This is a genomic window from Bradyrhizobium sp. DN3, assembly GCF_041357655.1.
Lineage (GTDB): Bacteria > Pseudomonadota > Alphaproteobacteria > Rhizobiales > Xanthobacteraceae > Bradyrhizobium.
In genome coordinates this window covers 170,296-184,096 of the sequence record NZ_JAULLN010000012.1, presented here as the reverse complement: position 1 = coordinate 184,096, position 13,801 = coordinate 170,296, and the positions used below count along the sequence as shown (strand labels likewise).

The 13,801-nt window shown below is 59.0% G+C and carries 7 protein-coding genes; 4 read left to right on the top strand and 3 right to left on the bottom strand.

The window, feature by feature from the left end:
* Positions 1-339: 339 nt before the first annotated feature.
* The 4 genes from AAE027_RS19595 to AAE027_RS19580 all read left to right on the top strand — a co-directional run bounded on the left by AAE027_RS19595 (position 340) and on the right by AAE027_RS19580 (position 5,898).
* Entirely contained in the window at positions 340-1,464 is a 1,125-nt protein-coding gene (locus AAE027_RS19595; RefSeq protein WP_370987056.1) for a M20 family metallopeptidase, read from the top strand.
* A 993-nt stretch (positions 1,465-2,457) separates the two neighbouring features.
* Positions 2,458-2,721, top strand: coding sequence for a hypothetical protein (locus tag AAE027_RS19590; protein ID WP_370987057.1), 264 nt, complete (start codon positions 2,458-2,460; stop codon positions 2,719-2,721).
* A 159-nt stretch (positions 2,722-2,880) separates the two neighbouring features.
* Positions 2,881-4,401, top strand: coding sequence for a class I adenylate-forming enzyme family protein (locus AAE027_RS19585; protein ID WP_370987176.1), 1,521 nt, complete (start codon positions 2,881-2,883; stop codon positions 4,399-4,401).
* 180 nt (positions 4,402-4,581) lie between these two features.
* Complete coding sequence (locus AAE027_RS19580) at positions 4,582-5,898, top strand: preATP grasp domain-containing protein (RefSeq protein ID WP_370987058.1); 1,317 nt, start codon at positions 4,582-4,584, stop codon at positions 5,896-5,898.
* Positions 5,899-6,025: 127 nt separating this feature from the next.
* Here the strand turns inward: AAE027_RS19580 and AAE027_RS19575 are convergent, their stop codons facing one another.
* From AAE027_RS19575 to AAE027_RS19565, 3 genes are all read right to left on the bottom strand, one after another.
* Positions 6,026-10,075 carry a Ulp1 family isopeptidase gene (locus AAE027_RS19575; RefSeq protein ID WP_370987059.1) on the bottom strand — a complete coding sequence of 1,350 codons (4,050 nt, stop codon included), beginning with the start codon at positions 10,073-10,075 and terminating at the stop codon, positions 6,026-6,028.
* A 787-nt stretch (positions 10,076-10,862) separates the two neighbouring features.
* Complete coding sequence (locus AAE027_RS19570; RefSeq protein ID WP_370987060.1) at positions 10,863-11,540, bottom strand: 2OG-Fe(II) oxygenase; 678 nt, start codon at positions 11,538-11,540, stop codon at positions 10,863-10,865.
* Positions 11,525-13,051, bottom strand: a complete 1,527-nt coding sequence (locus AAE027_RS19565; protein WP_370987061.1) for a GFA family protein — start codon at positions 13,049-13,051, stop codon at positions 11,525-11,527. The genes AAE027_RS19570 and AAE027_RS19565 overlap by 16 nt, the downstream gene beginning before the upstream one ends.
* Positions 13,052-13,801 lie beyond the last annotated feature (750 nt).

Sequence of the window (13,801 nt, the reverse complement as noted above, 5' to 3'; positions counted from 1 at the left end):
GCGTCGAGACGCGTGCGGGTCATCTGGTCAGGACAATGCGCTTTGCGCGGATATCGCAGGAAGGTCCTGATCAGAACAATTACAGCTCACCAGAACGGCCAACTCCGGTACGGCCTTCTTGGGGCTGCATAATCCCGTCGAAAACTACCAACTTTGGCAGCTCAGTTATAATCGACAGGCGCGTAGGTTGCCGCAGCAAGATCGGCTCCAGCCGCATGCCCTGGGTCACAACGGTTGGCGAATCTCTAGATCCTCGGGCTCGATTCTGATGTGAGTACATGGGTGATGTCATGATCTTGCGGAAGCGATGACAATCGAATTCAAAGGCGTCAGACAACTATGTCCAGCAACGCGTTCGAAATCGCCCCGATTCTCGAGGGCATTCGCCGCTGGGTCGTGATCGAATCTCCGACGGAGCGGCCCGATCAGATCAACAAACTGGCTGATCTCGTCGCAGCAGGCTATCGCGACCTGCCGGCCAGCGTCGAGCGCGTTGCGGGGCGTGACGGCTGCGGCGATCATTTGGTCACCCGCTCTTCTTGGGGGCAGGGCGTACCGGGCATTCTGGTGTTGAGCCATCTCGATACCGTTCATCCGATGGGATCCATCGAACGGCTACCCTTCAAGATCGACGGCGATAGTGCGTTCGGCCCCGGCATCTACGACATGAAGGGCGGCGCCTACCTCGCCTATCACGCATTCCGGCAAATCTGCGCCGATGACGTACGCCCACCGCTCGGCATCACCCAGCTCTACGTCTCGGACGAAGAGATCGGCAGCCCGACCTCGCGCGCGCTGATCGAGACCGAGGGCCGCAAGGCCAAATACGTGCTGGTGACCGAGCCGGCGCGCGACGGCGGCAAGGTCATCACGGGGCGCAAGGGCGTCGCGCGCTTCGACGTATTCATCAAGGGGGCGCCCGCGCATGCCGGCACGCGCCCCGAGGACGGCCGCAGCGCGATCCGGGAACTCGGCCATGTGATCCAGACGCTGGAGGCGATGAACGATCTCACACGCGGCATCACCGTCAATGTCGGCTTCGTCCGCGGCGGCACCAGGCCAAACGTGATCGCGGAACTGGCCTATGCGCAAGTCGACATGCGCGTCCCGACCATGGCCCATGCTGACGAGCTGGTGCCGAAGATTCTCGGCATCAGCTCGCGCACCGAGGGCGTCAGCGTGAAGGTATTAGGCAAATTGAACCGTCCGCCATATGAGAAGACCAGCGCCGGTGCCGCGCTTTACGAACACGCAAAAAAGCTTGCCGCCGAGCTTGGCTTCGAGCTGCTCGACGCGTTCAGCGGCGGCGGCTCCGATAGCCATTTCACCGCGCCGCATACCGCGACCCTTGACGGCCTTGGCGTCGACGGCAAGGGCGCGCATACGCATTATGAGCAACTCTACATCTCGTCGATTGAACCTCGCGCGCGGCTGCTGTACCGCCTCTATCAGACGCTGCGATAATCCCGGCGCCAAGCGAAGTCAGCGACCGCGACGTGCGTTGGATGACGGCCGCCGGAACATTCGCGGGATCGTTCCTCGCCCGCCCCCAAGGGCTACAGGCTGCGCCCCCGTCCAGGCCGACCTGATCGAAAACTATCAGTCGGATGCCGCATTTGGCATTCCAGGGGCAGCCGTCGGATAGAAGTGACTGAGCAATTCAATGACCACGCAGCGGAGGTCAGGCGCGCAATCGGCTGCAAAGGCAGCGAGCACTTGGTCGCGAAAGAGCGAGCGTTTCCGACAATGGGCTCATCGGCAGCGACCCTGATCTCAAGGAGATGACGAACTTTCTTAACGCAAATCGCAGCGCTGAATGCGTGCGACACCAGACCGGCCGGCGGCCCGTTTCCGACAGCCTGAGAGCTTGGCTACGTTCACACAGGCTGCCTAAAAGGGCTTGAATCGGACGTAACGTTAAGTTGTACGGTCTTGTTGGATCTTGGTCTGCCGCCGGGATTGTGAAGGATTGTGAATGTCTCAGCTGGTCAGATCCACGCCCCGATGGTCGGTCATGATCCTCATCTCCGGTGGCGGGTCGGCCGGAAGGGCTATGCAGCGAGTCCCGATTGCGGCGCGATGGCTCGCACGTAGCTTTGAATGGTTCGCCATTCCGGACCCGAGACTATGTGGCTGTCCTGGGCCGGGCCACCAGAGAGCCGATGAGGTCAGATTTGATCGACGTCGACCTCCATCCGACGCCCCTAAGCTGCTTCCCGAATCTGAAACAAGCCCCTCCTCTGGCGCGACACCGCGCCAAAATCAATTCGCCGAACCGGCTTTCCGCTCTGTTCAAACTGCTTTCCTGTGGCTGGCAAGGCATTTCCATCGCGCAAAGGTGCGACAGACGGCGGGCCTCAGAACGGCGCAGGTTTTCAAAGAGCCTGAGCTGCAAGTGTCGCTCCGCGTGACCAACGCGGCATCGGAAGATATTGCTTGGCATTCTGGAGCAGCAAGTTGAAAGAGCCCGACGGTGTCAAGAAGGTCCTTTTAATCGACCATATTGAAGGCCAATGCCGTTGCATCATCGGCTTCAAAGATGGAGATGCCAGAGCGGCCTATATGTGCGGCGAGCCTGTATATCAAAGACGCGGCAAGACACTGTCTTCGTGGTGTGCCTATCACTACCGACAGATGCACACGACCGCCGCCCAGCAGAACAGAGTGAGTGATCAATCGCCCGAGATCCCTCAAGCAATATCCATTGTTCGCAACCCATGACAACCATCAAGAACCGGGCTCAGCCAAGGCCGTGTGATCATAGCCTGTACAAAGGTCAACCGAAGCATGTGATCGGGGCCTCGCCGAGCAATTCCGGGTTGCGCCTGAAGCGCATCGGGAAAAACCTACTGTGCGGGCCTGAGGCACATGGATGACAAGTTGGATCTCTGCACACTGATCGAGCGAAACGCTGCGTACACTCCCAACAAAACCGCGATCCATTTCGAAGGGCAGACTCTCAGCTACGTCAGCCTCAATCGACGGATCGAGCGGATCGCTCGCGCCTTCAAGAGCCAGCTCGGCGTCCAAAGGGGAGACCGGATCGCGATCCTCAGCCTCAACAGGCCTGATTATCTAGCGCTGCTCTATGCCTGCGCGAGGCTCGGCGCAATCCTCGTACCATTGAATTGGCGCCTTGCGGCCGCCGAGCACCTTTTCATCTTGTCAGACTCGGAGGCAAAAGCGCTCGTTCTCGAGGAGTGCTTCGACGCAGCTTTGCCTGTCCTGACGAAGCAAGTGCCCCATGCCTCCCCTGTCGGGTTGGACTTTACGCCTCTCGGCGGCAGCAAGTTGGACGATCTCCTGGACGGAGACTGTGGTGACGGACGCAATCCACGTGCGGACCTCTCTTGCCCGCTTCTGATCGTCTATACTTCGGGCACGACAGGGCGACCGAAAGGCGCCGTGCTGCGTCAGGAAGCGTTGCTGTGGAACGGCATCATGAGTCAGCACATGCATGACCTCACCTCGGCCGATCACGCGCTGGCTGTTTTGCCGTTCTTCCACGTCGGTGGCTTGAACATCCAGACAACGCCGAGTTTGCATCAGGGCGCGACGGTGACCATCCACACCCGCTTTACGCCGGAGACCATGCTTGATGCGTTCGAGCGTGACCGGCCGACGCTGGCAGCCCTGGTGCCAGCCATGATGCAAGCCCTGACGAGCAATGGTCGATGGGACAGCACCGACCTATCCTCGCTCAGAGCAATCTGTACCGGATCGACGATGGTGCCTCAGCACCTTGTCGAGCGCTTTGTCGCTCGCGGCGTGCCAGTCCTGCAGGTTTACGGTTCGACGGAGACCTGCCCGATCGCTGTGTATACGAAGCTCGGCGGAGAGCTCGTGCCTGAGGGCTCAAGCGGCCAGGCTGGTCTGTGCTGCGAAGCGGCGATCATTGATGATTCGGGCAGCAACTTGCCGCCCGGTACCCCAGGCGAGATCGCAATCCGTGGGCCCAACGTTTTTTGCGGATATTGGGGCAATCAACAGGCAACGCGTGAGACTTTGAGCAATGGTTGGTATCGCACTGGGGACATTGGCCGCTGCGACGCAGATGGATATTTTTGGGTCCACGACCGCAAGAAAAACCTGATCATTTCGGGCGGAGAGAATGTCTATCCGGCAGAAGTAGAGCGTGTGCTTACGGGCCATCCAGATGTCGCGGAATGTGCCGTGGTCGGTCGACCCGACCCGCGCTGGCAAGAAGTACCGGTCGCTTATGTGATCAGGCGAGCTGGGGCCCGGATCGAGGCGGAAGCGCTGATAGCGCATGTCCAGTCACAGCTCGCTCGTTTTAAGGTGCCGCGCGAAATCATTTTCACGCAAGAATTACCGAAAACCGCGTTGGGCAAGATCCAGCATTTTTTGCTGAAGGAGATCGCCACGCGATCAAGCCCGTAAGGAGCTATCAATTGAGATCAGCAGTTGGAGGCGGGCCGTGCTCTCCCGCTACATCGCAGGTGACATCGAGGCGGCGCAAAATCAGCCTCCGCTCAGTGCCTCACCACGGCGCAGCAAGTTCATCATTGTTGGCATGACGATCCCTGTCTCTGATCGCGTCCAAATGCTCGGAGGTCGCGGATGCCGCGGATCTTGATCATGAATGCCGGTACGGCTCAAATGTCGGGCGCCGATCTGACACCAGCTCAACTTTCGCTGGCCGCCAACTCGGCATACCGTTCAGCGTGGTTTGCTCAGGAGGGTGATCTGATAGTCTCCCCGGTAGTCATCCCGGCGGATCTGCTATCCTTCATTGGCGCGACGCTCGATTTCGACGCATCGAGCCTTTGTCTGCTTGTACCTGAAGGCGGCCGCCAATCGCCGGTCCTTGATGATTGCACACTTCTGTCCAAGACTGTTGTTGAGCGAATCAACAGACATATTCGCCAGAAATCAACCTGGCGATTGTATCCCTGCTACTCTACCGAAGGCGTCGCACGCCTTGCGGTCATGCTGGGCATAGCACAGGCCGGCGACGACTTCGCTCTGCAGCGAGGGCCTGATCTGTTGAACCGCAAGAGCCACTTCCGTCAATTGGCGACAAGCGTCGCACTTCCGCTGCCCAATGGGACCGTCACGACCGACTCAAACGAACTATTCAGAGCGGTCACTTCCCTCAGATCCGAGACCGGCAGCGTCATTGTAAAGCTGGACAATGGAGCCGGTGGGGTCGGAAATGTCATCCTGACCGGCGATGAAAGTGATCCACTACCTGGGGCAAGAGATACCCGGCGAATTTCATGGCCGTCGTTCGATCCTGACGCGCTTTGGTCTGAGATGACAACGGCATCGTGTAAGACGCTGGTCGTGGAATCGTACCACCTGGCCCGGTCTTTGTTCTATCTCGAGTATGAAATTGAGGATGATGGTTCAATCGTTTTCACCAACAGTGGAAACATACGTCTGCGTAAAAGCACGGATCGATCCGAAAGAGCTCTGATCTGGACAGGACTTGAGCTTCCAAGCGACCTGGGGAACGAGCAATGGTTGACTGCCCAGGCGCATGCCTACCGATTTGTGGCGCTTGCGCGAGACCTGGGATATCGCGGAATGATCAACATTGACGCCATTTTCGCGGATGACGGACGGTTGCTGTTTAATGAAGCGAACGGCCGCTGGGGTGGCGGCTCGGTGTTGCACAGCATTGCCGTCCGGCTGCTGGGCTTCGACTATTCCGGTTGCAACGTTATTTTATCCGCGAGAAATGTTCGATCGCGGTCCCTCCAAACGGCGCATGATCGTTTCGTCAAGGAAGGATTTCTGTTCGACCGCACACGCAAGGAGGGCGTGATCCCGCTTGCCGCCGACGAAGAGGCTGGCACAGTGGAGTGCCTTGTGATTGCGCGCGATAGGCCCGCGGCCCGCGATCTGCAGCACCGGCTACTGAGAATGGTTTGATTGAGATCCCAGCGACCATATCTTGAACCGCTCAATTCATCCGAACTTGTCCCTGCTTTCGATCGCGCGCTGAAACCGATACCTGACGACGTGACGTGAATGTCTGCTTCGTCTCGCTCGAGCTCTGTCAGCCCCAATCGCGACCACCCCTAAGTCGCTCCTGAAGTGGCGGCCGATCGGCGTTGAGGTGCTCGAGGTGCAGCGGCTCATTGTCCGGCCGCTCGCCCTGCGTCAATCGTCCAATCAGCGCTCGCGTCGCGTCTACCACATAGACTCCGCAATCATGGCCGTTCTGCTGCCGGGCCATGCGGGCCGGTTGCAGGCGGGAGCCGAAACGTGCTGCGAGCTGTTCTGCAACGGTGCTGTTGCGTGACCCCGCGGAGTCATAGTGATAGGCAACCGGGGCGGTGCGCACGCGTCGGTCAACCAGCAGCAGCGACCAGTGGGCGCCGCCGCCAGTAACGCCACCATCGTTCACGGGCACGAACACGAAGTTGGCGGTATCGTTGCCATCCTGATCATTGACGATCTGCCGGAAGGTTTGTACGCGGTCGCTATGGCTCGGAATCAAGCGCAGCAGCTGGGCTTGCGCGGGCCGAACGAATCGGGTCTGGGCGGCGAGATCCGGATCGATTCTCTGCAACTCTTCTTCCACGAGCGCGTAGTCGGCCGTGATATGCTCATCGCCCAGCCATTCCGTGACACCCAGCAGCGGCCCGCTGCGCCCCTGGAGCGGGGCTGTCGGAGCCCCAGCCGCGATCTGGGCGTCAGGTGGAGTGCGTATTGGCGCAAAGTGGGCATTATCGCGCAACTCCTGCGATAGCAAATCAACCAGAGACTCCACACGGCGTTCGACATCAGAGGACTGAGGCCCGACGGAGGATGGCGTGGTCGGCACCATGCTCCAATCAAAGTTGGGCGACGTGGGCAGCGACCAGCTTGAGGTGGCCCCAACAGTTGATGCAGCTTGCTCTACCTCCTGCGCCTGATCAGGATTGATTGACCCGGACCACGGTGGACGATCCTCCAACATCCCCCAAAGGACATCCGGATCGTAAGCTGCGGGGAGGAGCAATGGCCAGTTGACGCTTCCCTGAGGCGCGCTTTGCTGCGCAGCGACGTCCTCGGCCTGTCTCACGACCACGTGCGGTGCGGCCTCGTAATCATGTCCAATCTGTGCCTGCCATAGCGAGGCACCCGGTTGATCGGCCGGGGCCTGCACTAAAGCGCGGACTTCTGAATTGCTGATCTGGCTTAACTGCTGCTCAATCGGGCCGTCTTGCGGGTCATCTTGGATCCTCTGTCTCTTCGTTGGCCTCGAGTCCGCAGCGCCGTGCTCAAACACCTCCTCGCTTGGCAGGAGGTCGCCCCAATCAAGTGCATCGATCGGTTCGTCCGCGGCCGCCGGGTCCTCGTAGTGCCAGCTTAACGGACCTGGGTACTCTTCGGGACGCTGTGCCCGCTGCTGATTCAAGGCTGCTTCGAGAAGCAACGACATTCCGGGTACGTCCACCGCCGCCGATAGATGCTGGTCGTACTCGTCCACGGCAAGGTCCGCAGGCGAGCTGATACGTCCCGCGGACGCGGGATGCTGCCCGGCAGCGTCAGCAGCGCGCCTGAGCTCTATGGCTCGAACGCCCGCCGGCGACTTGAGAAGATGAGCCAGTGCGGCACCGGTCTTCGCATGCCCGCCAGAGTTCTTATAGTCCTCGACATCTTTCTCCAGCGACCCGTCGGACAGGCGAGCAGCAATGCTTTGCTTGTGGCTTTGACGCAAGTAGTCGCTGAAACCGGTCAGAATAGGTGCATAGTTTCTGGCAGTAGGCTTGGATTCTGTGGCCTTGTAATCTCTGATCAGGTCCGCATCCTCCGGATAAGGACTGAGGCGAGGCCGGCCCTTCCTCGGCGCAATGCCGGCAGCCGACTGAGAGGCCCGCAGATGAGCCAGGGCCGCAACGACTTGCTGCTCGCCGCCGCTCGCTTTGAATGCCTCTATATCTTTGTCCAGCGACTCCTCGCCAATCCTGCCGGCAATTGCTGGCTTGTTGTTTGCAAACAGCCACTGGCTCAATTTGCGAATATAACGGCCGGTAGCCTGGGCGCTGGCCTCTTCGTACTTGGCTGCGACGAGTGCCTTTTCCAACCCCGAAATAAGCTGAGCATCCTCGGAATGGAAGGGAGTCGCTACCGTTTTGGCGCGACTTGCATTCGGCGCGATTCCGTCTGGCGACTGTGCGGCCCGTAGATGATCTAGTGCCGCAAGGGCGCGCCGCTTGGGACCTTTGTCAAACCTTGCGGCATCTTGCTCCAGCGACCTATCGTAAAGCCTGGACGCAATTGCCGGCTTTTCGTTTGCGACGAGCCAACGGCTGAATCTGCGGAGAATCCGTCCGATGGTCTGGGCGGTAATCTTCTCGAACTTCGCCTTGATGAGTGCGTCCTCAAGCCCGGAAATGAGCTCTGCATCCTCGGCATGAAGAGATGAAGGACCTGGTTTTCTGGCACCGGTCCGCAGATGATCCAGTGCCGCGCCGATCGCTCTGTAACCCCCGGACTCCCTGTAGAGCTTTAGATCCTCGTTCAGCGACTCGCTGTCGTCATCCAGCGTGCCGTTGTCAAGCCGAGCGGCAATACTTTGCTTGTTGTTTTCGCGCAGGTAGTGACCGAAATCGGTAATGAAGCTTGCATAGGTGCCGGCAATTTTTGATGTGCCGGCGGTGGCCGCCTGCTCTTTGTACTGTTTAATGATGGCAACGTCCTCGGGATACGGATTCAGGTCAGGCCGGCCTGCGACTGGCGCAACTCCGCCCGCCATCTGCGAGGTCCGCAGATGAGCCAGTGCCGTCCGGACGTTCGTGGCACCACGCTTGGTTATAAACTCCTCGACATCTTTATCGAGCGTCTCGTGGTCGAGCCGATCGGCGATTGGCGGCTTGTCGTTTGCAAAAAGCCAGCGGCCGAAGCCCAAAAGAGAATCGACATTGCTCCTGGCAGTGCTCTCGGCGGCCCCACCCCTGAGGAGCGCTTCCTTGAGCCCCAAAATAAGGGGGACATCCTCGGAATAAAGAAGTTCGGCGCTGCGGCCGACCTGGCCTGGTTGCAGCGCCAGATAGGACGAGGGGCTGGGTTGGTCCATGATGCTCAACGGCGCGTCCTGATCGTGACCTTGCGCAGGCAGCGTTTCTGGCCAGCTGACAATTCGCCGCAACGCGCTGTCCTGCGCAACGCCATCCGCCGGGCGCATCGCGTCCATCAGGTCGGCATGTTCGGGGAGAATATGGCTGTCACGCTCGACCGCTCCGTCTCCAGCCAGTGACTGCCGCAGGTGAACCAGTGCGGCACCGATCTTCGGGTGAGGACGAGGGCCGGCCTCATAGCGCATGAGATCTTCGTCAAGCGACTGATCGTAGAGCCGAGCAGCAATGCCTGGCCTGGCGTTGTTGCGCAGATACTCACTGAAGCTGCCAAGAGCAGTTGCATACTTGTACGCAGTCGCCGCTTCCTTCTTGCGTTCTTTGATGATAGTCGACTTGTACTCCTTGATGAGGTCGGCATCATCGGCGGAAGGGTTGGCCCGGCTTGCGATCGGCGCGACTCCGCCCGCAGCCTGCGAGGCCCGCAGATGACCGAGCGCGGTAAGGATGCCCCGTTCGCCCGCCTTCTTGAACTCCGCTGCATCGCTGTCCAGGGTGCCGTCGTAAAGACGCTCGGCTATGCCCTGCTTGTTGTTCTTGAGAAGCCATCGTCCGAATCTAAGAAGAGCGTCTACATGACTCTTGGCAGTGCGTTCCTTGAACCCGCCCTTGATGAGTGCCGCCCTCAGTCCCTCGACAAGAGGGGCATCTTCAGAATAGAGAGGCTCGCCGCTACGGCCTACGAGAGCCCAAGTTGGCCGTGGCGGCGGCACCGAGACGGCCAGCATCGTCCCAGCCCTTCCGCCATGCGGTATTGGCGGGTATTCGTGCTCGCCCGCCTCCCTAAGGGGCTGCCCCTCGGGTAAGGATGCGCCGACTTGATGGATGGAGGCTTGCGTCGGCACGCTGCCACCTGCATTGGCGATCTCCCTCAACTGCTGTTCGAAAGCCGCTGCGTCTGCCGACGGGGAAACCGACAAGTTCTCTTGCGGGCCCGCGCTGCCCGACTGCTGGAGCCCCCCGCGAGTTGAGGTAAAGTCCATCCGTTTTCACCTTCGAAATATAGACTTAGGACTCGGCTGCTCCAGGACGATCGTGCAAAAACCGAGCGCGATCAGGAGGCTTCAGCTGAGGCGCCTCTTCTGAGGTCTGGCCCCTGCAACAAGCCCCAGTTCGCGCAGATGCCGTCCCAAATCACTCTGCGCATTCGGCTGTTTTGCTAGGTGTGGTAGCTGTCGAGAACCTGACGACAACAGGGCTTCGTGCGCGCGGCGCGAATGCACCATCGGCACGCGCCGACTCGCCTGCCGTCAAGGCAGCAACGATGACTTGCCACAATCTATCCTGAGCACCCTCTGGCGCTTTCGGCCGAAGAGGCTAGCAGTTTCGTCCCGCCGATGCGCCGCTCGCTCACGAACGCCGCCGCGATTTCCATCAAACGGATCAGCTGATTAATGATGGCTCAGGCTGACATGAGACTCCCCGGCGCGCTCGTTGCGTCGCCGCTCGACGAGAACGGGTGGACCTCGTTAGAGGTGCTCGCTTGGGTCGGAAGAACCGAGGGTCCCGCTTGACCAATGTCGCAGCTCCGCTTCGATTCAGTGGAATTTGGACAATCCGATCGCACTGTTCGGTGCGGGAGCTCGTCACGGATCGTGACGGTCACAGCGTGATTTCTTCCGAGCAGCTTTAGGCGGCGACCTTTCGCTGAGCCTGAAAAAACAGTCTATATCCCACAGCGACAAAGACCCAACCGGATCTTACACAAGATGGCCAAGCTACCAACCTTATCTGCTGAGAGCTCACCCGTTACCCAACTCATTCACAATCTCATTGGCCACCAGTAGAGCTTTCGATGATCCGGCGGTTCGCGCCGCTGCGTTTTGAACAGAAGTAGACCAGCGATCGGCGCTCCCCGGTCAGCACAGGCTTCACCTCATGCCGGAGCTTACATGTGGTGACAAGCACGGCGCCAAATGGCGGTCGGAATACCTGCTGTTCGTACGCGCTTGGATATACCACGAACTCACCCCCCTCGAAGTCTCTCGCGAGCTGCACAATCACCGAGTACTCGAAATCCGGGTCGCTCGCAGCATCCAGATGGATGCCAACAAAGGAACCAGGAGGCAAACGATGCATTTGGCATCGGCGAACCACGTAATCTGACGATGCTCCCAAGATTTTTCTTAGCGCGAAGCTGCGGTCTTTCCTTTCAAGTAGTTCCATGATCTGCCCTGGAGCTGCACCACTCACGTTGCTAGGAGCGCGGCCGGGCGGGTCTACCCTCACGCGTTTGACGAAGACATTGTGCGCGTCACCGGCATCTCCCTCCCGCACTTCTTCTTCGGGAATTTCAGCCTGCAGCTGATCGATCCTGGCCAAGTCATCTTGGGTGAACAATATCTGGGGGCCGATCACGACCGTCCCCTTCACCAATAGTTCTATGCGGTATTTTGTCAGAGCTTCCTCTGAAAGCAGACGGGATTTATCATTCATTGCGCGCGCCATTCGAGTTCGCTCCAGGGTTTTTGATCTTCGACGCAGGACTCCAGGTTCTGGTGCATCGAGCGGAATGCTTGCTCCCAATGCTCGCCATCGAACTCGCTTATTCTTATGCGTTCGATGGTCCTGTTATCCAGGCATCGGATATTTACGCTGAATCCGGAGGGGTTCGATCGCGGCCTGTAGAATGGCTTTACGCCACAAACCCGGCAAAACGTGTGCCGAGCGATGTGCTTGTTGAACTGGTACGCGGTGAGGAATTCTTCGCCGCACTCAATGCCAAGCTTATCGCTAGGTACGAGCAAGTGCAGAAATCCGGACATTTGGCAGATTGAGCAATTGCATCGAACCGCAGAGAGCTCTCGCGGCGCTCGGACGCAGAACTTGACAGAACCACAATGACAACGGCCATGGTGTTCGATCTCCGAGTGACCATCTTCCTCAAGTGAAACAATTCGGAGCAGATCGCGGCACCACTGTAAGCTGAGCCGATAGGCTCGATCGAATTCATCCAAAAAGCGACCATTACGGTCAGCCGGGACAAGTTCGCCAATCAGCCGGCTTGTCATGTCTCCGTGATACTTCTCCGCGGGATCTTCTCCGCCGACATGGCTGCGGAAGTACTCAAGATCGTCAGACCGCGCTTTAAAGGTTTTGACTAGAGTGGTCCATAGCGACTGGATCATGTCCGCAGCATGTAGCTCAAAAGCGACCATGTAGGCGCAACGCACTAGGGGGTCTTTCGATGACAATCCGGCATAGAGAGAATGCAGGTACCGCTTCGTCGTGGCGCTGTAGTTGGGCCGTATCGCTCTGCCGAGTAGTTGCGAGGCATCCTTTCTAAACAGGTTTGAGTGGAAGTTTTCAGTCACCAGAATATCGGGTAGCGCCGCCTTTCCGCCGTGCAGAACTCGCCCATAACCACCCGTCTCGTCCCAACAGATGAAATTTGCGACCACGCTGGTCAGTTCAATGTCCCTCGCAAGGTCTCGATTGTGATGCATTGCATCGAATATGAGATCCCTTTGTGACCCCGCCTGCAGGTACGGGAACGCCTGTGACATCGCCAGGTATTCAGGCAGCAGGCTAGCGGCCTGGTCCTGGGACATCTCCGCAGCGAACGGATGTGGGCCGAACATGGCTCGCGCTTGCTCAGTCAAGTACTCGCAGGATATCTGCGGAGGCTGATCCGGTGTAAATCGAGACGCTTGAGATGTCATTTGACCTCTGGCTATGAGGAGAGAACGGTCCTTGACGAAGCAACTCTGTGTCCGGGCCCAACCATTGGCCGCCGCGAGATCGGCGAGTTGTTGGTGCGATGGCCTTATGATCGCGTTCACCATCCAGGAAATTTCTTCGTGCCCACCTTCGCGGTAGCAGACAGCGGCATGCCTGCTCACGCGTATCGATGGGAACGCGTCCATTAATTGAGCGGCGGCGATCCAGTCGGATTCCGGTCCACGAGCAGTCCGATGCCGCGAATGCCCGGCACGGCCAGCATTCGCTTGCAGAGTCATGGTGAGATATTGCGCCGCGCACGCCATCGGGAGGCTAACGTCACATGCGGGAGTGGCGTGTCTGGTCGCGGTCGCTTCCGGCTTTCGCGATCTGTCGTGAATGGCTCAAGCCCTCGCGGTTGCTGCTCCTGCCACTTCATCGAGCCGCTGTGAGCTTGGTACAGCATTACAAGAACCAATCCGCATCTGCCGGGCTCCTGGCACGAGCGTCTCAAAGAGACCGCCCTTAGCTTTGCGCGTTCTGCGAGCACCGCCACCACCCTGTGTTCTTGCACGCTTACAGCAATCGCCGTGCCAACTCGTGCACTCACTCCATAAGATTCTGAATACGTTGACAAAACGCTGGCGACCGACTCCTCGATTGCAAGTGTATTGATCCTGACAGGGTTTGCACGGCCGTGAGAAACCGAACAGCGAAGAGCCAGCCCGCCGAAGCTCCGTTTAGCGCAGATTACAGGCGAGAGTTCTCCTCACAGCCATCTCCAACTCGGCAGATGACTGCAATTCGCGCTGGATATGAAGACACTATAGAATGGCATGCCGCTCCGCGGCGGCACTGCATCGAGCGTCGTCTTGCACGGGACGCACTCTAAGTAATCGCATTGTCCCGAAATCCGATTCCCGTCTGGCACGACACCTGCAAAGCTATCCACAAACGCGCATGCGTCATGGGATCGAGAAGAACAGTCGCCGCATGGTCAGGTTGGCCGAACATACGTTCGCTGCAGGCGCTGCGTTCACAGAACGGAC